The 20,934-nt window shown below is 57.1% G+C and carries 19 protein-coding genes; 10 read left to right on the forward strand and 9 right to left on the reverse strand.

What is annotated here, in order from left to right; genetic code table 11:
- Window positions 1-111: 111 nt before the first annotated feature.
- Window positions 112-564, forward strand: coding sequence for a YaiI/YqxD family protein (locus tag ACP7BO_RS13920; RefSeq protein ID WP_003438273.1), 453 nt, complete (start codon window positions 112-114; stop codon window positions 562-564).
- Here the strand turns inward: ACP7BO_RS13920 and elbB are convergent, their stop codons facing one another.
- Window positions 565-1,230 (reverse strand): isoprenoid biosynthesis glyoxalase ElbB, encoded by a 666-nt coding sequence (elbB, locus tag ACP7BO_RS13925; protein WP_397455234.1) that lies wholly within the window; start codon window positions 1,228-1,230, stop codon window positions 565-567. It abuts the gene before it with no gap.
- Between the two features lie 109 nt (window positions 1,231-1,339).
- On the opposite strand from elbB, the gene ACP7BO_RS13930 reads away from it, so the two are divergent.
- On the forward strand, window positions 1,340-2,578 hold the full coding sequence (locus tag ACP7BO_RS13930; RefSeq protein WP_426210987.1) for a sterol desaturase family protein: 1,239 nt from the start codon (window positions 1,340-1,342) through the stop codon (window positions 2,576-2,578).
- Here ACP7BO_RS13930 and ACP7BO_RS13935 read toward each other — a convergent pair.
- A complete protein-coding gene (locus ACP7BO_RS13935; RefSeq protein WP_060696239.1) occupies window positions 2,556-3,176 on the reverse strand; it encodes a DedA family protein in 621 nt (206 codons plus the stop codon). The genes ACP7BO_RS13930 and ACP7BO_RS13935 overlap by 23 nt on opposite strands.
- A gap of 434 nt (window positions 3,177-3,610) precedes the next feature.
- Between ACP7BO_RS13935 and ppk1 the strand changes: the two genes are divergently transcribed.
- Complete coding sequence (ppk1, locus tag ACP7BO_RS13940) at window positions 3,611-5,848, forward strand: polyphosphate kinase 1 (protein ID WP_060696238.1); 2,238 nt, start codon at window positions 3,611-3,613, stop codon at window positions 5,846-5,848.
- A 117-nt stretch (window positions 5,849-5,965) separates the two neighbouring features.
- Here the strand turns inward: ppk1 and ppx are convergent, their stop codons facing one another.
- The 5 genes from ppx to ACP7BO_RS13965 all read right to left on the reverse strand — a co-directional run bounded on the left by ppx (window position 5,966) and on the right by ACP7BO_RS13965 (window position 10,519).
- A complete protein-coding gene (ppx, locus tag ACP7BO_RS13945; RefSeq protein ID WP_397455232.1) occupies window positions 5,966-7,468 on the reverse strand; it encodes an exopolyphosphatase in 1,503 nt (500 codons plus the stop codon).
- A gap of 212 nt (window positions 7,469-7,680) precedes the next feature.
- Window positions 7,681-8,412: an amino acid ABC transporter ATP-binding protein gene (locus ACP7BO_RS13950; protein WP_073510339.1), complete on the reverse strand. Its 732-nt coding sequence runs from the start codon at window positions 8,410-8,412 to the stop codon at window positions 7,681-7,683.
- Window positions 8,399-9,049 carry an amino acid ABC transporter permease gene (locus ACP7BO_RS13955; protein WP_171970614.1) on the reverse strand — a complete coding sequence of 217 codons (651 nt, stop codon included), beginning with the start codon at window positions 9,047-9,049 and terminating at the stop codon, window positions 8,399-8,401. Before ACP7BO_RS13955 ends, ACP7BO_RS13950 begins: the two co-directional genes overlap by 14 nt.
- On the reverse strand, window positions 9,046-9,711 hold the full coding sequence (locus tag ACP7BO_RS13960) for an amino acid ABC transporter permease (protein WP_060696234.1): 666 nt from the start codon (window positions 9,709-9,711) through the stop codon (window positions 9,046-9,048). Before ACP7BO_RS13960 ends, ACP7BO_RS13955 begins: the two co-directional genes overlap by 4 nt.
- A 22-nt stretch (window positions 9,712-9,733) precedes the next feature.
- Window positions 9,734-10,519, reverse strand: a complete 786-nt coding sequence (locus ACP7BO_RS13965) for a transporter substrate-binding domain-containing protein (RefSeq protein WP_426210990.1) — start codon at window positions 10,517-10,519, stop codon at window positions 9,734-9,736.
- A gap of 361 nt (window positions 10,520-10,880) precedes the next feature.
- Here ACP7BO_RS13965 and trxA point away from each other — a divergent pair, with 361 nt between their 5' ends.
- From trxA to ACP7BO_RS13990, 5 genes are all read left to right on the forward strand, one after another.
- A complete protein-coding gene (gene trxA / locus ACP7BO_RS13970) occupies window positions 10,881-11,210 on the forward strand; it encodes a thioredoxin TrxA (protein ID WP_003438289.1) in 330 nt (109 codons plus the stop codon).
- A 233-nt stretch (window positions 11,211-11,443) separates the two neighbouring features.
- A complete protein-coding gene (rho, locus tag ACP7BO_RS13975; protein WP_003438291.1) occupies window positions 11,444-12,703 on the forward strand; it encodes a transcription termination factor Rho in 1,260 nt (419 codons plus the stop codon).
- A 119-nt stretch (window positions 12,704-12,822) separates the two neighbouring features.
- Entirely contained in the window at window positions 12,823-14,832 is a 2,010-nt protein-coding gene (locus ACP7BO_RS13980) for an acyltransferase family protein (RefSeq protein ID WP_426210993.1), read from the forward strand.
- 69 nt (window positions 14,833-14,901) lie between these two features.
- The gene (gene ubiD / locus ACP7BO_RS13985; protein ID WP_060696231.1) at window positions 14,902-16,368 is read left to right on the forward strand and encodes a 4-hydroxy-3-polyprenylbenzoate decarboxylase; all 1,467 of its coding nucleotides are present in this window, start codon (window positions 14,902-14,904) and stop codon (window positions 16,366-16,368) included.
- Window positions 16,368-17,336, forward strand: a complete 969-nt coding sequence (locus tag ACP7BO_RS13990; protein WP_426210995.1) for a CDP-6-deoxy-delta-3,4-glucoseen reductase — start codon at window positions 16,368-16,370, stop codon at window positions 17,334-17,336. The genes ubiD and ACP7BO_RS13990 overlap by 1 nt, the downstream gene beginning before the upstream one ends.
- Window positions 17,337-17,422: 86 nt before the next feature.
- Here ACP7BO_RS13990 and ACP7BO_RS13995 read toward each other — a convergent pair whose 3' ends face one another.
- Complete coding sequence (locus ACP7BO_RS13995; RefSeq protein WP_397457331.1) at window positions 17,423-17,872, reverse strand: sn-glycerol-3-phosphate transporter; 450 nt, start codon at window positions 17,870-17,872, stop codon at window positions 17,423-17,425.
- A gap of 248 nt (window positions 17,873-18,120) precedes the next feature.
- Between ACP7BO_RS13995 and ACP7BO_RS14000 the strand changes: the two genes are divergently transcribed.
- On the forward strand, window positions 18,121-18,768 hold the full coding sequence (locus ACP7BO_RS14000; RefSeq protein WP_426210997.1) for a gamma-glutamylcyclotransferase: 648 nt from the start codon (window positions 18,121-18,123) through the stop codon (window positions 18,766-18,768).
- Here the strand turns inward: ACP7BO_RS14000 and glpT are convergent.
- Window positions 18,765-20,114, reverse strand: a complete 1,350-nt coding sequence (glpT, locus tag ACP7BO_RS14005; RefSeq protein ID WP_060696227.1) for a glycerol-3-phosphate transporter — start codon at window positions 20,112-20,114, stop codon at window positions 18,765-18,767. The two genes, ACP7BO_RS14000 and glpT, sit on opposite strands and share 4 nt — an antisense overlap.
- Before the next feature lie 365 nt (window positions 20,115-20,479).
- Between glpT and ACP7BO_RS14010 the strand changes: the two genes are divergently transcribed.
- Window positions 20,480-20,884, forward strand: coding sequence for a flagellar basal body-associated protein FliL (locus ACP7BO_RS14010; protein WP_397455223.1), 405 nt, complete (start codon window positions 20,480-20,482; stop codon window positions 20,882-20,884).
- The last annotated feature ends 50 nt before the right edge of the window (window positions 20,885-20,934 follow it).

Consider the following 20,934-nt stretch of genomic DNA (forward strand, 5'->3'; position numbering starts at 1 on the left):
CGGCCGTTAATTGCACCCCCCCCACCTTTTCGTCGGTGGTTTGCTCGCGAGCTGTTGAAAGCTCGCGAGCAAGCTCGCTCCTACAGGTCATTTAATTCAGGAGATCTTCCCATGCGTGTCTGGATCGACGCAGATGCTTGCCCCAAGGCCGCGAAGGATCAAGTGATCAAGTTCGCTCTCAAACGTCAGTTTGAGGTGGTACTGGTGGCGGGGCAGAGTCAGGTCAAGCCGACGTACGCGTTGGTCAAACTGATTGTGGTGCCCAGCGGCCCGGATGCGGCGGATGACTATCTGGTGGAGCACGCGGTGCCCGGCGAGTTGGTCATTTGCAGCGATGTGCCCTTGGCCGACCGGCTGGTGAAGAAGGGCGTGGCAGCGCTGGACCCGCGAGGCAAGGAGTTTGATCCGCAGAATATGGGAGAGCGTCTGGCAGTGCGTAATCTGTTTACAGATCTGCGTGAGCAAGGCCAGATGGGCGGCGGGCAGGGCGCTTATGGCGAACGCGAAAAACAGGCGTTCGCCAATTCCCTGGATCGAATCCTGACCCGTCTGGCGCGGGGCTGATCAGGCTTCGTGAGTCAGTTCCAGCACCCGGTCGACCATTTTGTTGATCCCTGAAGCCGCTTCGCTGATGGATCTGGCGAGCATGTAGGCCGGAGTGCTGACCAGTTTGCGGGCTTTGTCCTCAACAATTTCCGTCACTTCACATTCTTGGTGTGTCGCGCCCATTTTGCTCACGGCGCCCGCCGTTTCGGCGTCGTTGCCGATGGTGCAGGTAACGCCGGGGCCGTAGATCTTGGCGGCGATGGCCGGCGAGATGCACATCAGGCCCACTGGCTTGCACGCTTGCGCAAACGCTTCGGCCAGGGCCAGCACGTCAGGTTGCACGGTGCATTCAGCGCCCTTGATGGCAAAGTCGGACAGGTTTTTCGCCGCGCCAAACCCGCCCGGCACGATCAGCGCGTCAAAGTCATCGACATTGGCTTCACGAATATCCTTGATCTCGCCCCGCGCGATACGCGCCGACTCGACCAGCACGTTGCGTGACTCGGGCATCTCTTCGCCGGTCAGATGGTTGATCACATGATGCTGGGCGATGTTGGGGGCGAAACACTGCACTTTGGCACCGCGCTGGTCCAGGCGCAGCAGGGTGATGACGCTTTCGTGGATCTCGGCACCGTCGTAGACGCCGCAGCCAGACAGAATCACGGCAACTTTTTTGTGGGTCATGTTGGGTCTCCTTGTTCGTGGCGTTAATGTCGCCTGATTTGGCGTTTGACGCCATAGGGGGTTGGTCTGACAGCGCCTACGCTTGGTTGATCTTCGGGTGAGGTGTGCAATGAAGCTGATTCTGTACGCAGTGCCGTTCTTCTTTGTGCTGATCGCGGTCGAGTTGCTGGTCGACCGCTGGCGCGCAATGCCTACCTATCGGCTTGCAGATACGATCAACAGCCTGAGCACCGGCGTACTGTCGACCACCACGGGGCTGCTGACCAAGGGTGTCGGGCTGGTCACTTACGGCGTTGCCTTGAACTATCTGGCAGTTTTCGAGCTGCCTGAGAACAGCGTGTGGGTCTGGTTGTTTGCCTTTGTGTTTTACGACTTCTGTTACTACTGGCATCACCGTCTGGGGCATGAGCGCAACGTGTTGTGGGCCGCGCATTCTGTGCATCACCAAAGCGAGGACTACAACTTGTCCACAGCCCTGCGCCAAACCAGCACCGGTTTTTTGTTTGGCTGGATCTTCTACCTGCCCATGGCCGTGCTGGGGGTGCCGCTGCTGGTATTCGTTACAGTGGCGACCCTTAATCTGCTCTATCAGTTCTGGGTCCACACCCGTCATATCCCCAAGCTTGGCTGGTTCGAGTGGTTCTTCGTATCGCCGTCCAATCACCGGGCCCACCATGCGCAAAATGCTCTCTACATGGATCGCAATTACGGAGGAGTGTTCATTTTTTGGGATCGCCTGTTTGGCACCTTTCAGGAAGAAGACGATGCCGAACCTGTGATTTTCGGGGTGACGACACCGCTGGCGAGCTGGAATCCGCTGTGGGCCAACTGGCAGTTCTATGGCCAGTTGCTGGCGGATGCGCGGCATACCGAACACTGGCGGGACAAGTTGCGTATCTGGTTTATGCCCACGGGTTGGCGACCTGAGGATGTCGCGGCGAAGTACCCGCTGCACAAGCCGGACTTGAGCCAATTCGAGAAATTTGAAGTGGCATTGCCGTTTCGCCAGCAGTTGTATATCGCGCTGCAATTTGTCGCCTATGTGGCGCTCGGCAGCTATTTGCTGAATCTGGGCGAGACGTTGCCACCCCAGGCGTTGATTGTGGGCTGGGGCTATATGGGGCTGGGTTTGTTTGTATTGGGAGCCGGGCTGGAGAACCGCCCTTGGGCGTTAAAGCTTGAGTGGCTGCGTCTGGCGTTGAACCTGCCACTGGGGTGGCTCGCCCCATGGGTTGGGCTGTGGCCGGCCAGCGCATTGGGCTGGGCCGGCCTGTTCAGTTACAGCGTGTTGAGCGTGATCGGTCTCTACCTGTGCAGAGGCCGGTTTACTCAGCTGGCGGGTTGTTAGCCTCACCTGCGGCCCGGTTTTTCTCTTCGAGAGCGGCCTGCCTGGTCAGTCGGGCATTCTTGAAGCGCCGACGTGCCCACAGGCCCAGTCCCAGCACCAGCAAAGCGCCCAACACCCACAGCTCATACTTCTTGACGCTGCCCAGCAGGCCTTCAAGCACCGCGCCAAAGTGGTAGGCGGCGGTCGCCAGGGCGATGGCCCAAATGGCCGCGCCAATGCCGTTGAGCAGCAAGTAGCGGCCCGGCGGGTAGCCCGACAGACCAATGGCCACAGGCATGACGGTACGCAGGCCGTAGACGAAGCGGAAACTCAAGACCCAGATATCCGGGTGCTTGCGAATGTGCTCCAGTGCCTTGTCGCCCATGAGCTGCCAGCGCGGTTTTCGCGCCAGCAATTTGCGGCCGTGCTTGCGCCCCAGGAAGTACCACAGCTGGTCGCCGGCATAACTGCCGAGGAACGCCACGATCATTACCAGTTTGAGGTCCATGTATCCGCGGAACGCCAAGAAGCCTGCGAGGACCAGAATGGTCTCACCTTCAAAGAACGTCCCTAGGAACAGGGCGAAGTAACCGAATTCTTGAAGAAATTGTTGGAGCATTGTCTGGATGCTGGCGAAATGAACGCGCAGCCTACGCCTTAAGGGACATTCAGGAAAGTATCGAAATGTGTCTTGGCGTTAACAAATCCTACAAAGCACGAGTATTTGACTTACGTCATTGGTGTTGTCATCTAGTGTTCATGGAGTGGGGTTATAACCATCGCGCGTAGCTGTTTTGAGTGCTCAACCTGCGGGAGCCGGCTTGCCGGCGATTTTGCAACACCGGGCTTGAGCCATCGCTGGCAAGCCAGCTCCCGCCAGATTGCCCCCTTGCCTCAGAACAATTTCGACAAATTGCCCTCTAATCAGCTCTGGCCCGCATAAAGCGCTTTTGAGCGGTTTAAACCCACTGGCGTTGGTGGCATTCTGGCAGCTCGATTACACGCGCCGCTTAACTGTTACGAGAGTCAAACCCGCTCTTACAGGAACACTCAATGAATACCGAAGGACAGACAGAACTCGTTGCTACTGAGGCCGAGCCGGTTGTTGAACAGGCCGTTGAAACCCCGCCCGTGCCGCAAGGTCATGCAGTTGTTGCGCATGAGGCGCCTGCGGCGGCGCACCCAACGATTGCCATTCCGGGTCTGGATGACAGCAGTCTGTATATCCACCGCGAGCTGTCGCAGTTGCAGTTCAATATTCGCGTGCTGGAACAGGCGCTGGATGAGTCCTATCCGTTGTTGGAGCGATTGAAGTTCCTGCTGATTTTCTCCAGCAACCTGGATGAGTTCTTTGAGATTCGTGTCGCGGGTTTGAAGAAGCAAATTACCTTCGCCCGTGAGCAGGCGGGTGCCGACGGTCTGCAGCCGCATCAGGCGCTGGCGCGGATCAGCGAGTTGGTCCACGGTCACGTTGACCGCCAGTACGCGATCCTCAACGATATTCTGTTGCCCGAGCTTGAAAAGCATCAGGTGCGCTTCATTCGTCGCCGCCAATGGAACACCAAGATCAAAGCGTGGGTCCGCAAGTTTTTCCGTGACGAAATTGCGCCCATCATCACCCCGATCGGCCTTGATCCTACGCATCCGTTCCCGTTGCTGGTCAACAAGAGCCTGAACTTTATCGTTGAGCTCGAAGGCATCGACGCCTTCGGCCGTGATTCGGGCCTGGCGATTATCCCGGCTCCGCGCCTGCTGCCTCGGGTGATCAAGTTGCCTGAAGAGGTTGGCGGTACAGGGGACAACTACGTGTTCCTGTCCTCGATGATTCATGCCCACGCCGATGATCTGTTTCAGGGCATGAAGGTCAAGGGCTGCTACCAGTTCCGCCTGACCCGCAACGCTGATCTGTCTGTCGACACTGAAGATGTAGAAGACCTGGCCCGCGCCCTGCGTGGCGAGTTGTTCTCGCGTCGCTATGGTGATGCGGTGCGTCTGGAAGTGGCCGACACCTGCCCTAAACATCTGTCCGATTACCTGCTCAAGCAGTTCAACCTGCATGAAACCGAGTTGTACACGGTCAATGGCCCGGTCAACCTCACACGGCTGTTCAGCATCACCGGGCTGGACAGCCATCCCGAGCTGCAATACACGCCATTCACGCCGGCGATCCCGAAGTTGTTGCAGAACAGCGAGAACATTTTCAGCGTCGTCAGCAAGCAGGATATTTTGCTGCTGCACCCGTTTGAGTCGTTTACCCCGGTGGTTGACTTGTTGCGTCAGGCGGCCAAAGACCCGCATGTGCTGGCGGTGCGCCAGACCCTGTATCGCAGCGGCGCCAACTCAGAAATCGTTGATGCGCTGGTAGATGCGGCGCGTAACGGTAAAGAGGTGACGGCGGTTGTAGAGCTGCGTGCACGTTTTGACGAAGAGTCCAACCTGCAACTGGCCAGCCGTCTGCAAGCAGCCGGTGCCGTGGTGATTTATGGCGTGGTCGGCTTCAAGACCCACGCCAAAATGATGCTGATTCTACGTCGTGAGGCGGGCGAGATCGTGCGCTACGCGCACTTGGGCACCGGTAACTACCATGCGGGCAACGCCAAGCTCTACACCGACTACAGTTTGCTGACATCCGATGATGCCCTGTGCGAAGACGTCGGCAAGTTGTTCAGCCAGTTGATCGGCATGGGCAAGACCCTGCGCATGAAAAAACTGCTGCATGCGCCGTTTACCCTGAAAAAAGGCATGCTCGACATGATTGCCCGCGAGACCCAGTTCGCGTCCGAGGGCAAGCCTGCGCATATCATCGCCAAGTTCAACTCGTTGACCGACCCGAAAATCATTCGGGCGCTGTACAAGGCCAGCCAGGCCGGCGTCCGGATCGATTTGGTAATACGCGGGATGTGTTGCCTGAGGCCGGGCATTCCGGGTGTATCGCACAACATTCATGTGCGCTCGATCATCGGTCGCTTCCTGGAGCACACTCGGGTTTTCTACTTCCTTAATGGCGGCGAAGAACAGATGTTCCTGTCCAGTGCTGACTGGATGGAGCGCAACCTGGATAAACGCGTCGAGACGTGCTTCCCGGTGGAGGGTAAAAAGCTGATTCTACGGGTCAAGAAAGAGCTGGAATGCTATCTGACTGACAACACCCACAGCTGGAGCCTGCAATCGGACGGTCGTTATATTCGTAACACGCCAACCGGTAATCAAAACCCGCGCAGTGCTCAAGCAACACTGCTGGAGCGTCTGAGCCTGCCGGTATTGACGGTGAGCAGCGGGCCGTCGGTGTAATCCACACCCACCCTGCAGGGGCCAGCTTGACTGGCGATGATATCAACGCGGTGCTTCAGAATTACCGCGGTGCAGTCATCGCCAGGCAAGCTGGCTCCTGCAGGAGTGTCTGTTTGATCAGGACACTGTCAAAACAATCCCGACGCGGGTCAGCCACTGGGCTTCTTGCTCGAAGTCGGCCTGGGTCAACGGGTTTTTCTCCAGCCAGCCTGCGGGGAAGATCACCTCAAGGTGGTCGCCCTCGGCGCGCAGCTTCACCTGCGACGCTTCCTGATTACCGCGGATGTGATAGAACAAAATCGCAAAGCGCAGCAACACGCACAGACGAATCAGCTTGATGCCGTCCGCGCCAAATTCGGCGAATTTGTCTTTAGGAATATTACGGCGATGACCGCGCACCAGCAGCGCGAGCATTTGCTGGTCTTCGCGCGAGAAACCGGCAAGGTCGGAGTGCTCGATCAGATAGGCGCCGTGTTTGTGGTAGTGGTAGTGGGCGATGTCCAGCCCGACTTCATGCACCTTGGCGGCCCAGCTCAACAGTTCACGCCAGATTCCGTTCTTGAGCTCCCATGACTTGGCGACTTGATCGAAAGCCAGCAATGCTTTGCGCTCAACCCGTGCCGCCTGCTCGCGGTCCACGTGATAGCGATCCATCAGCGAGCTGAGAGTGCGCTCACGCACGTCTTCATGGTGATGACGGCCCAGCAGGTCATACAGCACACCTTCGCGTAGTGCGCCGTCGCAATGGTCCATGCGCTGCAACTCCAGGGAGTCGAAGATGGCTTCCAGAATCGCCAGGCCCGCCGGAAAAATCGTACGACGGTCAGGCTTGATACCCTCAAAGTCGATTTTGTCCGCCTCGCCCAGTTTGAACAGTTTGCGCTTGAGCCAAGCCAGTCCTTCGGCATTGACTTCACCGTTGCCGTGTCCGCCGGCCTTGAGCGCCAGGCCTATGGCGCGAATGGTGCCGGAAGAGCCAATGGCTTCATCCCAGCTCAGGCGGTGCAGCGCGTGCTCAATGCTCATGATTTCGAGGCGCGCAGCGGTGTAGGCCTGGGCGTAACGGGCCGGGGTGATTTTGCCGTCGCGGAAATAGCGCTGGGTGTAGCTCACGCAGCCCATTTGCAGGCTTTCGCGCAGCAACGGTTCAAAGCGCTGGCCGATGATGAACTCGGTACTGCCGCCGCCGATGTCAGCGACCAGGCGTTTACCCGGAGTGTCAGCAAGGGTGTGCGATACCCCTAGATAGATGAGGCGCGCTTCTTCACGTCCAGAAATGACCTCAACGGTGTGGCCCAGAATCTCTTCTGCACGCACGATAAATTCGTTGCGGTTGCGGGCTTCACGCAGCGCGTTAGTGCCCACGATCCTCACGGCGCCCAATGGCATGCCGTTGATCAGTTGTGCAAATCGCTTCAGGCAATCAAGCCCGCGCTGCATGGATTCTTCGTTGAGTTTGCGTTCTTCGTCGATGCCGGCAGCTAACTGAACCTTTTCACCAAGCCGCTCCAGGATACGGATTTCGCCGTTCTGGGCCTTGGCCACCACCATGTGAAAGCTGTTAGAACCCAGATCAATAGCGGCGATCAGGGATGGATTCTTGCTTTGGGATTGGGGCATGGTTGAAGGATCTCGGTCGATAACGTCGTCATCGTGCCACGATCAAACGCTCGCGCCAACGCGTAGTGTCAGATGCATTGATGTGGCGCACGTAAGCAATGACGTTAGCTGCTCTCGGACAATTCGTATTTTGTTGTGCGATTCCTCTTTGTAGGAGTGAGCTTGCTCGCGGTCTGTGAATCGCTTTGAACGGCTCGCGAGCAAGCTCGCTCCTACAGAGGGTTCGTGCCGATGAAATTTGCCAGTTCCGGGGTTTGCGGGTTGGCGAACAGCGTCTTTGGATCGCCCACCTCGTGGACTTTGCCCTGATGCATAAATACAAGCTTGTCCCCGACTTCCCGGGCGAAGCGCATTTCATGGGTCACCATAATCAGGGTCATGCCTTCGCGGGCCAGCTGGCGCACCACGCTGAGCACTTCGTTGACCAGCTCAGGGTCGAGCGCCGAGGTGATCTCGTCACACAGCAGCACCTTGGGTGACATGGCCAGCGCTCTGGCAATCGCTACCCGCTGTTGCTGCCCACCCGACAAACGCTCGGGAAAGGCATCGAACTTGTCCCCCAGACCAACTCGCTCCAGCATCTCGCGCGCCAGCACCGCGGCTTTGGCCCTGGGTATTTTTTGTACCACTTGCGGGGCCAGCATGACGTTTTCACCAACACTCAGGTGCGGGAACAGATTGAACTGCTGGAACACCATGCCGACCTTCTGGCGCAGGCTGCGCAAGTCGGCGCGGGCGGCGTCCAGGTATTCGTCATCGACCTCAATCACCCCGTCATTGATGGACTCCAGACCGTTAAGGGTTCTTAGCAGGGTGCTTTTACCCGACCCGCTGCGGCCGATAATCGCCACAACCTGGCCTTGTTCGACAGTCAGGTCGATGCCTTTGAGCACGTGATGGTCGCCGTAATATTTATGCAGGGCGGTAACTCTAAGCAGAGGCATGCAGTCTCCTTTCCAGATAGCGCGCACTGAGCGACAAGGGGTAGCACAAGAGGAAGTAACCGAGCGCCACCAGGCCGTAGACCATGAAGGGCTCGAAAGTGGCGTTGGCCAGCATGCTGCCGGTCTTGGTCAGCTCGGTGAAGCCGATGATGGAGGTCACGGCGGTGCCTTTGATGACCTGTACCGAAAAGCCCACGGTAGGGGCGATGGCAACCCGCATGGCCTGCGGCAAGATCACGTAACGCAACTGCTCCAGCGGGCTTAGTGCCAGGCTGGCCGAGGCTTCCCACTGACCGTGGGCAATCGACTCGACGCAGCCTCGCCAGATTTCGGCCAGATAGGCGCTGGTGAACAGTGTCAGGGCCAGCGCAGCGGCCATCCACGGTGAAATATCGATGCCCAGCAAAGCGACGCCGAAGAAAATCAGGAACAGCTGCATCAACAAGGGCGTGCCTTGAAACAGCTCTATATAGCCGCGCGCCAGAATGCGGGCGAAGCGACTTCTGGAGATGCGCATCAGTAGCACCAGCAAGCCGATTAGGCCGCCGCCAAGAAACGCTACAAGTGACAGTGCCGCCGTCCACTGCAAACCCGTCAGCAGGTTGCGCACGATGTCCCAGAAAGTGAAGTCCATCAGCGGCTCCTGGTCAGGTAGCGCCGGCCCACCCAGTTGAGCAACTGGCGGATCAGCAAAGCCATGCACAGATAAATCAGGGTCGTCAGGGCATACGTTTCAAAGGCCCGGAAGTTACGGGACTGAATGAAGTTGGCGAAGAAGCTGAGTTCTTCAGTGGCAATTTGCGAACACACTGCCGAGCCGAGCATCACGATGATGATTTGGCTGCTCAGCGCTGGCCAGACCTTGGCCAGCGCCGGTTGCAGGACCACATGGCGAAATGCTTCAAACCGGCTCATCGCCAGTGCCGATGCTGCTTCCAGCTGGCCCTTGGGGATGGCCTGAATCCCTGCGCGAATGATCTCGGTGGAATAGGCACCCAGGTTGATCACCATCGCCAGCACAGAGGCCTGCCATTCGCTGATGTGCAGGCCAAGACCCGGCAGGCCGAAGAAGATAAAGAACAGCTGCACCAAAAACGGCGTGTTGCGGATCAACTCGACATACAGCCCGAATAGCGCTGCGAAGGGGCGGATGTTCCATGCCCTCACCACCGCACCAATAATGCCCAGGCTGACGCCAAACAGCGTACCGATGGCGGTCAGCTCAAGGGTGAACAGGGCGCCGCGCAACAGCAGGTCGCCGTTTTGCAGCACCGGTAAAAAATCGAACTGATAAGCCATGGCTGATCTCGGCGCAAAACAATCAGAGGTCGGCTGGCAGCGGCTCTTTAAGCCACAGCAGTGCGTTTTTCTCCAGGCTGCCGTCGGCTTTGGCCGCGGCAAGAATCTGATTCACTTTATCCAGCAACTCGGGCTGCCCTTTGTTGACGCCCACGTAGACCGGCGAGTCCTTGAGTTTGAGCTTCATGGCCGGCATTCGTTTGGGGTTGCGCTCGCTGATGGTGACCATCACCACGTTGCCGCTGGCAATCAGGTCAACCTGGCCCGCCAGATAGGCGGCGATGGTCGAGTTGTTGTCTTCGAAACGTTTGATGGTGACACCGGCCGGGGCCACGTTAGTCAGCTCAATGTCTTCGATCGCGCCGCGGGTGACACTGACGGTTTTGCCTTTAAGGTCGTCCAGGGTTTTGATTTCAGCGTCCGACGGGCCAAAAACGCCCAGGTAGAAAGGCGCATAGGCGTTGGAGAAGTCGATGACTTTCTCGCGGTCCGGATTTTTGCCGAGGCTGGAAATCACCAGGTCGACTTTACCGGTGGTCAAATAAGGGACGCGGTTGGTGCTGTTGACAGGCGTCAGCTCAAGTTTGACCTGAAGTTGGTCGGCCAGCAGTCTGGCGGTGTCGATATCCAGCCCGCGGGGCTTCATGTCAGGGCCGACCGAGCCGAAAGGCGGGAAGTCCTGGGGCACCGCCACTTTGAGTGTGCCGCGGGCCTTTACGTCATCTAGGTCATTGGCATGGGCCGGCATCTGGCTCAGCATCAGGCTGGCGAACAGGGCGCAGATCAGGGCGCTGTAGCGCTGGGTCATGGCAAGTCTCCGAAAACAGGTGAGGTAAAACGCTGCGATAAATCTGAGGAAGCCGGTTTGCCAGGCTTGCAGAGGGTGTGCAGTGTTCATTGGCTGATTTGACAGAGCACAGGCCATGCCAACCGCTATTTCGCAGGTTTGGCGCGCGATCACGCGCGTTTGACGACCCTGATAGGTGCGTCGGACGTGAGTTATGTGCACCGCAATAGGGCATGCTACGTCGACGGGGTCGGGTGAAAGGTCTGAGCGATACTCTTGTTCATGCAGCTCTATAGTAAGAGTCAATCAAGGGTCAGCTTCCTGAACGCGATGATGACGGCTATGATGTGCTACGTTTTTGCTTACAACCACGGAGACTTCCATGAGCAGCGATCTTATTAAACACGTCACCGACGCTAGCTTTGAGGCCGATGTTCTCAAGGCTGAAGGCGCTGTACTGGTCGACTACTGGGCTGAATGGTGTGGCCCTTGCAAAATGATCGCGCCAGTTCTGGACGAGATCGCCGAAACTTACAAAGGCAAGTTGACTATTGCCAAACTGAACATCGATGAGAATCAGGAAACCCCGGCCAAGCACGGCGTACGTGGTATTCCAACGCTGATGTTGTTCAAAAACGGCAACGTCGAAGCCACCAAGGTTGGTGCACTGTCGAAGTCGCAGCTGGCAGCATTCCTCGACGCCAACATTTAAGCGTCGATAAAAGCCCCGCAAAATGCGGGGCTTTTTCATGGCTCAGGGACTAGACGCTATGAAACTCAAGTGGTACATTCGGCCCCGCACTGGTTTCTCCACTGCCCCCTGCAAGCCGTCGCCGACGCACTCCTTATCGAATTAGTACGCGATCCTGTCGCCTTCTCTGCGGCGCGGCCTCATTAAGCCAAAAGCTTAATTTCCCCCTCCATAAATGATTACGTCATTCCTATATGAACCTGACTGAACTCAAGCAAAAGCCGATTACCGAACTGCTCGAATTGGCCGAACAGATGGGCATAGAAAATATGGCCCGTTCGCGCAAGCAGGACGTGATTTTCTCCCTGCTCAAAAAGCACGCGAAAAGCGGCGAGGAAATCTCCGGTGATGGCGTGCTGGAGATTCTCCAGGACGGCTTCGGCTTCCTCCGTTCCGCTGACGCTTCTTACCTGGCCGGCCCAGACGATATTTATGTCTCGCCAAGCCAGATTCGACGCTTCAACTTGCGCACCGGCGACACCATCGTCGGTAAAATCCGTCCGCCAAAAGAAGGCGAGCGGTACTTCGCACTGCTGAAAGTCGATACGATCAACTACGATCGTCCAGAGAACGCGAAAAACAAGATTCTCTTCGAGAACCTGACCCCGCTGTTCCCGACTGTACGCATGAAGATGGAAATCGGTAACGGTTCCACCGAAGATCTGACCGGTCGTGTTATCGACCTGTGCGCCCCGATCGGTAAAGGTCAGCGCGGCCTGATCGTTGCTCCGCCAAAAGCGGGCAAGACCATCATGTTGCAGAACATCGCGTCCAACATCTCGCGTAACAACCCTGAAGTGCACTTGATCGTTCTGTTGATCGACGAGCGTCCGGAAGAAGTTACCGAAATGCAGCGTACCGTTCGTGGTGAAGTGGTTGCTTCCACTTTCGACGAGCCACCAACCCGCCACGTGCAGGTTGCTGAAATGGTGATCGAGAAGGCCAAGCGCCTGGTCGAGCACAAAAAAGACGTGGTGATCCTGCTTGACTCCATTACCCGTCTGGCTCGTGCCTACAACACCGTGATTCCAAGCTCCGGCAAGGTATTGACCGGTGGTGTCGATGCTCACGCCCTTGAGAAGCCAAAGCGTTTCTTCGGTGCTGCGCGAAACATCGAAGAAGGCGGCTCGCTGACCATCATCGCCACCGCGCTGGTTGAAACCGGCTCGAAGATGGATGAAGTGATCTACGAGGAGTTCAAGGGTACCGGTAACATGGAACTGCCCCTGGACCGCAAGATTGCTGAAAAACGCGTCTTCCCTGCGATCAACATCAACCGTTCCGGCACTCGCCGCGAAGAGTTGCTGACCGCCGATGACGAGTTGCAACGCATGTGGATCCTGCGCAAGCTGTTGCACCCGATGGACGAAGTTGCAGCCATCGAGTTCCTGATCGACAAACTGAAGCAGACCAAGACCAACGATGAATTCTTCTTGTCGATGAAACGTAAATAATACGTTTTAGGGTCTTAAAAAATGGCGTCCTCCGGGACGTCATTTTTTTTTGATTTAAAAAGGAAGGTTTCGGGTTGGTACCGGTCAATGAAAATAATAATTTTCGGATTTAAACGTTGATGAGCTCTCTTGTATATCGCCGGGACATTGATGGCTTGCGTGCCGTCGCGGTCATTGCTGTTGTTTTGTTTCACTTCGGGGTACCGGGCCTGACCGGCGGGTTCGTCGGTGTTGACGTATTTTTTGTAATCTCCGGGTATCTGATCACGTCGATCATTTGGAACCAGCGTGAGGCCGGGCGCTTCAGTTTCGTCGAGTTCTGGGCGCGGCGTGCGCGACGTATCCTGCCTGCTCTGTTCGTTCTGATTGTCGCCGTTCTCGCGGTGGGCTGGTTCCTGATGGCGCCCAAGGACTACGAAGCGCTGGGCCATTCAGTCCGATACCAGGTGATGTTCGCCTCCAACCTGCTGTTTATGCGACAGAACGGCTATTTCGATGTGGCCAGCGATTTAAAACCGCTGCTTCACACCTGGTCACTGGCGGTTGAAGAACAGTTTTATATTGTTTTTCCGCTGGTTCTGACCCTGTTGGCCAGTCGCTTCAAGCATTGGCGTCTGGCTTTGTTTAGCGTGTTGCTGATCTCGTTCGGATTAAGCGTGTGGGCTGTAGCGCAGCACCCTGAAAAGGCCTTTTTCCTGTTGCCGATGCGGGCCTGGGAGCTGCTGGCTGGCGCAATGCTGGCGGTCGCACCGGTCAGTAAGACGCGCCTTACATCATCCGCCGCGCAATGCATAAGTCTGCTCGGTCTCGGCCTGATTCTGATCGCGGTTTTCGCTTACGACAAAAGCACCCCTTTCCCTGGCATGGCTGCACTGTTACCGGTACTGGGTGTTGTTGCCCTGATTTGGGCCAATGAGCATCACACCACTTGGGTGGGGCATATTTTGAGCTCACGCTTGATGGTGGGGCTCGGTTTGATCTCGTACTCCTGGTACCTGTGGCATTGGCCGGTCTTTGTTTTTGCCAGCTATGCCAGCGTGGAAGAGTTCGGTCCCGGCCTCACCGGTGCATTGATTGCGCTGACACTCGTCCTGGGCTATTTGTCGTGGCGCTACATCGAAACACCGTTCCGTGAGCGTCGATTGCTGGCGGGGCGTCGTCAGATCCTGGTCGCCGCGGGGCTGGGCATCCTGGTCCTGGGGTTGGCCGGCCAAGCGCTGCGCTGGACCGATGGCTTGCCGTCGCGGTTGCCTGAACATGCTTTGCAGTACGCCAATGCCAGCCAATGGCGTCCTGAGTTGATGGCCTGTATCACTGACGACAAAAGCCCCGCTGACAAGCCTTTTTGTCGTTACGGCAAAACTGCTTCCGCTGTCGAGCCCGCGCAGTTGCTGGTCTGGGGTGACAGTCATGGCACGGCATTAATCCCGGCGCTGGAGGCAAACGCCCGGGAGCACGGGGTTAATGTGATGCTGGCCAGTTCTGCGGGGTGTTTACCCCTTGAGGGGCTGGAACACGGCGAGCGTTGTGCCGCTTACAACCGCCGTGTGGAACAGGCCCTGCAGAAGGAACCGGTGACGGATGTGATGCTTGTGGCCCGCTGGAGTCTGTATCTATATGGCGATGCCAAGGGCGATCACGCCCATGCACTGAAGGATGCCGACGGCCGCTATGACCCTGCAGTCGCCGAACAGAAGCTGGCTGACGGGGTGCGAGCACGGGTAGAGCAGCTGCGCAAGGCCGGGTATCGAGTCTGGCTCATGAAAGAGGCGCCGTTGCAGCCGTTCAACCCGCCTTACCGGCTAAGCCGCCTGGCCATGCTGCACAAGCCGACCGCCGACGTTGGGTTTCCCTTGGCCGAACACCTTAAGCAAAAAGCATTCATTAACCGGTTGTTCGCGCAAATTGCAGCAACGGATGCAGGTATTACGGTACTGGATCCGACCCCGGCGCTTTGCGACGCCTCAGGTCTGTGTCGTGCGCAGCGCGATGGTCATTCGTTGTACACCGACGACAATCATCTGTCAGAGGCGGGTGCCCGGTTAATGCTGCCAGTGTTGGCGCCGGTGTTCGAAGAGGCGTCGGCTCAAGCGTTGACTGGCGTGAGTGAGGTGAATACGGCCCGCTGAGCAGCGATAAGCTGCCAGCTCACGTCTTAGCAGGTAGGATGTACGCCTATTTTGAGGGTGCCAACGTCAATGAAATTCAAGGATCTTCGGGATTTCGTGCAGCAGTTAGAGCAGCGCGGAGAGTTGAAACGCATCCAGATTCCCGTGTCTCCTGTGCTGGAGATGACAGAAATCTGCGACCGCACGCTGCGAGCCAAGGGCCCGGCGCTGCTATTCGAAAACCCGACAGGACATACGATCCCGGTACTCGGCAACCTGTTTGGCACGCCTGAGCGTGTGGCCATGGGCATGGGGGCCGAGTCGGTCAGCGAATTGCGTGAAATTGGCAAATTGCTGGCTTTCCTCAAAGAGCCTGAGCCGCCCAAAGGTCTTAAAGACGCATGGTCCAAGCTCCCCATCTTCCGCAAGATCATTGCCATGGCCCCCAAAGTCGTCAAAGACGCGGTGTGTCAGGAAGTGGTCATTGAAGGTGAAGATGTTGATCTTGCCATGCTGCCGGTTCAGCACTGCTGGCCGGGCGACGTGGCGCCGCTGATTACCTGGGGCCTGACCGTGACCAAAGGTCCGAACAAGGACCGTCAGAACCTGGGTATTTATCGCCAGCAGGTCATTGGCCGCAATAAAGTCATCATGCGCTGGCTCAGCCATCGAGGCGGTGCGCTCGATTACCGCGACTGGTGCGAGAAACACCCGGGTCAGCCGTTCCCGGTATCGGTGGCCCTGGGTGCAGACCCGGCGACCATCCTCGGTGCCGTAACGCCGGTGCCTGATAGCCTGTCCGAGTACGCGTTCGCGGGTTTGCTGCGCGGCAATCGCACCGAACTGGTGAAGTGCCGTGGCAATGACCTGCAAGTGCCGGCCACTGCTGAAATCATCCTTGAAGGGGTGATCCACCCTGGCGAGATGGCACCCGAAGGCCCCTACGGCGACCACACCGGTTACTACAACGAAGTGGACAGCTTTCCGGTGTTCACTGTTGAACGTATCACCCATCGGATCAAACCGATCTACCACAGCACCTATACGGGCCGGCCACCGGATGAGCCGGCGATTCTGGGGGTGGCACTGAACGAAGTGTTCGTGCCGATTCTGCAAAAGCAGTTCCCGGAGATCACCGATTTCTATCTGCCGCCTGAAGGTTGCTCGTACCGCATGGCCATTGTGACCATGAAGAAACAGTACCCGGGTCATGCCAAGCGGGTAATGCTCGGTGTGTGGTCGTTTTTGCGCCAGTTCATGTACACCAAGTTCGTTATCGTGACTGACGACGATATCAATGCCCGCGACTGGAATGACGTGATCTGGGCCATTACGACCCGCATGGACCCCAAGCGTGACACGGTAATGATCGAAAACACGCCCATCGATTACCTCGATTTCGCCTCGCCGGTTTCCGGTCTTGGTTCGAAAATGGGGCTGGATGCAACCAATAAATGGCCGGGTGAAACGACCCGCGAGTGGGGTCGGGTCATCGTCAAGGACGAGGCGGTCACACGCCGGGTCGATGACATCTGGAATCAATTAGGAATAGATTGATGCGTGTAACCTTGCAGCCTTCAGGCGCGGTGCTGGAAACTTTGCCTGGTGAACGGATTCTGAATGCGGCGCAACGCCTGGGCTATGAATGCCCGCAAAGTTGCCGCAATGGTAATTGCCATGTGTGTGCGGCCTTGCTGGTTGAGGGCCAGGTGGAGCAGGCGGGAGAAGTGCGCGATCACGGCGAATTTTATACCTGCCTGGCATCGCCGCTTGAAGACTGTGTGGTGTTGTGGGACGGGGTGCTAGCGTTGGGAGAGTTACCGGTGCGTAGCTTGGCATGTCAGTTGATTGATTGTGTGGATATGGGCGGCGATGTCTGGCGCGTACGTTTGCGTGCGCCTGCGGGCAAACCGCCGCGTTACCACGCAGGGCAATACGTGATGCTGGAACGTGAAAATGGCGAGAAATCGGCCTTTTCACTGGCCAGTGCGCCGCACTCGGGGCGTGACCTTGAGCTGCACGTGCTGGTGCGCGAAGACAGCGCTCGCAGCCTGATCGAGCAGTTGCAGCGCAACAAGATGGTCCGCCTTGAGCTGCCGTTTGGCGACACGCACCTGTGCGATTTGCCAAACGGCCCGCTGGTCCTGATCGCGGCCGGCACCGGCATGGCGCAAATGCACAGCCTGATCGAGCACTGTCGTGAGAAGGGTTTCAAACACCCGGTGCACTTGTATTGGGGGGTGCGTCGCCCTGAAGACTTCTACAACCTAGAGGAATGGGACGCCTGGCAGAAGATCCCCAACCTGTTCCTGCACAAGGTCGTGAGTGACCTGTGTGGTTGGGAGGGCCGCTGTGGTCTGTTGCATGAAGCCGTGTGTGAAGACATCAGCGATCTGAAGGCGGTGCATGTCTATGCCAGCGGTTCCCCGGCGATGATCTATGGAACCCTCGATGCACTGGTCAATGCCGGGATGGACCCACACCAGATGCGCGCCGATGTTTTCGCCTACGCTCCACGGCCATGAATGACCCCAAATCCCTGTAGGAGCGAGCTTGTTCGCGAGCCGTTGAAGAGCTCGCGAACAAGCTCGCTCCTAAAGGTTTGTATGCCTTAGATGCGCAGTCCGGCGGTGATCATGGCGGCATTGAAACCGAGCAACACCAACTCGGCTGCCACGGGTCCGTAATAAGCACCGACCGAAGGGATAATCACCGGGGCAACGCCAAAGCGATTGAGCGGGATCTTGTCTTGATATTGCCCGTGATAGCCTTCCAGCAAGCCACCGGTCAGCTTCAAATAGACCGGATAGTTTTCACTGTCAAAGCGTTTGCCGGCATAGGCGTAATAAGAGCGCTGGCTAAATGAATTACGAAAAGTTGCTCCGCCCGCAAGCCAACCGGATGCATCGTTATATTCAAGGCCAATCAAATCCTGATTGTTATTGTGATCAGGGTCTGGCGAGAAATGTTTCGTGAAGACACTGGTTTGCACGTACCAAAAGTCTTTGTCTTTTTGTTGAATGTCATCCTGGGCCAGCGCAAAGCTGGTGTAAGCCAACATAAACAGGCAACAGATTCCTGATTTCTTCATGTTATGGCCTCTGTCGTTATGTTTGGGCGCAACACTATAGAGATCTGGGGGGCGAGTTACCTGAACCTGCGCCTTACACATGTGCAATTAGTGCGGCCGGTCTCTGCAGGTTGCCATAGGTCTGGACCTGCAAGTCATTTCCTTTTTAGTGCTATACCATTCAGGTCGTTACTTTCGTTTACATCATGTAATGCGAGCAGGACCCAAAAGCCTTAGTTATGACTGTTATTGAATCTGTGTGTTTAACCCCGGATTACCCTCCGCGACTCGATCTTGGGGCGCCGTTGACCCCAGAACAACTTCAGCAATCCTTGCAAGCCACCATGGCCTGCCATCAAGGCGGCCCCGTCTGGTTATTCGCCTATGGCTCACTGATCTGGCGCCCCGAGTGTTCGGCGGTCGAGCGCAAGCGCGGGCGGGTGCATGGCTATCATCGCGGGCTGTATCTGTGGTCCCACGAACATCGCGGCACGCCGCAATGGCCGGGGCTGGTCTTTGGTCTGGACCGGGGCGGCTCGTGCAGTGGTTTTGCTTATCGCCTGCCCGAAGACAACCTCGACGCTTCGCTCTACGCCCTGTGGCTGCGTGAAATGCCGGTGCCGTCTTATCGGCCGCACTGGCTCACCTGCCGGCTGGAAGATGGCAGTCAGGTGCAGGCATTGGGGTTTGTGCTGGAGCGACATCTGCCCAGCTATGCGGGCAATCTGTCAGACGGTGTACTCAGCCAGGTACTGGCCAACGCTAACGGGCGCTACGGTACTACTCGCGATTATGTCGAGCAGACCGTAAGCGCCCTGCGTAGTCACGCCATGCCAGATCTGAATCTGGAGGCACGGCTCAGGCGCTGCATGCCGTTCAAGGCTTAGGCCTTAACCGCACGCTCTGCACTGGCTACATTTTTATGCCACAGCGTCGGGACCATGAACGCGATTGCCAGCAGGCAGGCGCTGATCAGCAGCACAAAGCCGCCATCCCAACCGAAGTGGTCTACCAGATAGCCCATGGCTGCACTGGCTGCCACCGAGCCGCCGAGGTAGCCGAACAACCCGGTAAAGCCTGCGGCGGTGCCGGCCGCTTTCTTCGGCGCGAGTTCCAGGGCTTGCAAGCCGATCAGCATCACAGGCCCGTAAATCAGGAAGCCGATGGAGAACAGCGCGATCATGTCGATGGTCGGGTTGCCCGGCGGGTTGAGCCAGTAAACCAGTGTGGCGACCGTTACCAGCGACATGAACACGATCCCGGTCAGGCCGCGATTGCCGCGGAAGATCTTGTCTGACATCCAGCCGCACAGCAGCGTGCCCGGGATACCTGCCCACTCATAGAAGAAGTACGCCCACGAAGTGGTGTCCACCGTGAAGTGTTTGGCTTCCTTGAGATAAGTCGGGGCCCAGTCCAGTACGCCGTAGCGCAGCAGATAAACGAACACGTTGGCCAGGGCGATATACCAGAGCATTTTGTTGCGCAGCACGTATTTGACGAAGATTTCTTTTGCGCTGAATTCGTCTTCGTGGCTGGAGTCGTAACCGGCCGGGTAATCATTCTTGTACTGCTCGATCGGTGGCAAACCTACCGACTGCGGGGTGTCGCGCATGGTGACAAAGGCAAACAGCGCGACCAGCAGGGCAACGGTAGCCGGTACATAGAATGCCGCGTGCCAATCGTTGAACCAGGCCATGCCCAGCAAAAACAGCGGCCCGATCAAGCCGCCGCCGACGTTGTGTGCCACGTTCCAGACTGACACTACGCCGCCGCGCTCTTTCTGCGACCACCAGTGAACCATGGTCCGACCGCTTGGCGGCCAGCCCATGCCCTGCGCCCAGCCGTTGATAAACAGTAAAATGAACATCATGGTGACGCTGGAGGTGGCCCAGGGTGCGAAACCGAAAATGAACATTACGCCCGCTGAAATCAGCAAGCCGAAGGGCAGGAAAAAGCGCGGGTTGGAGCGGTCGGATACCAGCCCCATGAGGAACTTGGACAAACCATAAGCGATGGCAATTGCGGACATGGCCAGGCCCAGTTGACCCCGGGTGTAACCCTCGTCAATCAAGTACGGCATGGCCAGTGAGAAGTTTTTACGCAGCAGGTAATAGCCCGCGTAACCAAAGAAAATACCCGCGAAAATCTGCCAGCGCAGACGTCGATAAGTACTGTCTATTTTTTCTTCAGGCAGGGGAGCCTGGTGTGCGGCAGGTCGGAAAAAAGCAAACATTCAAGAGCTCCAAATTTCTTGTTATATAAGCGAGCTCGAACGTTACATTTTCGTTACTGAAAATGACAGGCATTACCATGGGCTGTCTCAGGAAAAATCCCACAGGGCGTTTTCCTTTGTGAACCTTTCGCTCTGGGACAAAACCATCCACAACCCCTATGGCCGTCAAAACCGGCCAAAACTATCCACAGGCATGGAGAAACAGGCTGTGCACAAAGATTTAAGGGGCAGGGTCTTTCCGTTTAATCAGAGCTGTCTCACAACAGGATCGGAGCCCTACGGCTTTGCAGTTAATGGCCGATAACCAGAAATAGATGTGTAAGCAGCCCTGACTGTTTGCCCCAACCCGTACAAAGGAGCGAATTGTGAAAGCGTGGATCGTATTGATGCTGGCCCTGTCCTTGCCGATGGTGGCGGTTGCAGAAGAAGCGGAAGAGGGCGCTGCCAAGGTCAGTTACATCACGTTGAGCCCGCCGTTTGTGGGTAACTACGGGCTCGATGGCAGTTCGAAACTCAAGGTCTACAAGGCGGACATTTCGTTGCGCGTGTCTGGAGCCGAGGCGGCCAAGGCGGTGAAAGCCAATGACCCGTTGATTCGTAATCAGTTGGTGGGTTTGTTTACCCAGCAGACCAGCGAAAGCCTGGGCAGCGTTGAAGCCAAGGAGAAGCTGCGCCAGGAGGCCTTGAAGCAAATCCGGCAGGTGATGACCGACGAGACCGGCAAGCCAATGATCGATGATTTGCTGTTCAATAATTTGATTGTTCAGTAAGCCTGTAATGATGACTGCAAGCCCGGTGCCGCGGGCTTGCGCATGGCGGG

Origin of the sequence: Pseudomonas sp. TWR2-1-1, assembly GCF_049897045.1 — a bacterium.
Classification (GTDB): domain Bacteria; phylum Pseudomonadota; class Gammaproteobacteria; order Pseudomonadales; family Pseudomonadaceae; genus Aquipseudomonas; species Aquipseudomonas versuta.

Coding starts and splice junctions, on each gene's coding strand:
- ACP7BO_RS13920 (WP_003438273.1), top strand. CDS start 112: ATGCGTGTCTGGATCGACGCAGATGCTTGCCCCAAGGCCGCGAAGGAT.
- elbB (WP_397455234.1), bottom strand. CDS start 1,230: ATGACCCACAAAAAAGTTGCCGTGATTCTGTCTGGCTGCGGCGTCTAC.
- ACP7BO_RS13930 (WP_426210987.1), top strand. CDS start 1,340: ATGAAGCTGATTCTGTACGCAGTGCCGTTCTTCTTTGTGCTGATCGCG.
- ACP7BO_RS13935 (WP_060696239.1), bottom strand. CDS start 3,176: ATGCTCCAACAATTTCTTCAAGAATTCGGTTACTTCGCCCTGTTCCTA.
- ppk1 (WP_060696238.1), top strand. CDS start 3,611: ATGAATACCGAAGGACAGACAGAACTCGTTGCTACTGAGGCCGAGCCG.
- ppx (WP_397455232.1), bottom strand. CDS start 7,468: ATGCCCCAATCCCAAAGCAAGAATCCATCCCTGATCGCCGCTATTGAT.
- ACP7BO_RS13950 (WP_073510339.1), bottom strand. CDS start 8,412: ATGCCTCTGCTTAGAGTTACCGCCCTGCATAAATATTACGGCGACCAT.
- ACP7BO_RS13960 (WP_060696234.1), bottom strand. CDS start 9,711: ATGGCTTATCAGTTCGATTTTTTACCGGTGCTGCAAAACGGCGACCTG.
- ACP7BO_RS13965 (WP_426210990.1), bottom strand. CDS start 10,519: ATGACCCAGCGCTACAGCGCCCTGATCTGCGCCCTGTTCGCCAGCCTG.
- trxA (WP_003438289.1), top strand. CDS start 10,881: ATGAGCAGCGATCTTATTAAACACGTCACCGACGCTAGCTTTGAGGCC.
- rho (WP_003438291.1), top strand. CDS start 11,444: ATGAACCTGACTGAACTCAAGCAAAAGCCGATTACCGAACTGCTCGAA.
- ACP7BO_RS13980 (WP_426210993.1), top strand. CDS start 12,823: ATGAGCTCTCTTGTATATCGCCGGGACATTGATGGCTTGCGTGCCGTC.
- ubiD (WP_060696231.1), top strand. CDS start 14,902: ATGAAATTCAAGGATCTTCGGGATTTCGTGCAGCAGTTAGAGCAGCGC.
- ACP7BO_RS13990 (WP_426210995.1), top strand. CDS start 16,368: ATGCGTGTAACCTTGCAGCCTTCAGGCGCGGTGCTGGAAACTTTGCCT.
- ACP7BO_RS13995 (WP_397457331.1), bottom strand. CDS start 17,872: ATGTTGGCTTACACCAGCTTTGCGCTGGCCCAGGATGACATTCAACAA.
- ACP7BO_RS14000 (WP_426210997.1), top strand. CDS start 18,121: ATGACTGTTATTGAATCTGTGTGTTTAACCCCGGATTACCCTCCGCGA.
- glpT (WP_060696227.1), bottom strand. CDS start 20,114: ATGTTTGCTTTTTTCCGACCTGCCGCACACCAGGCTCCCCTGCCTGAA.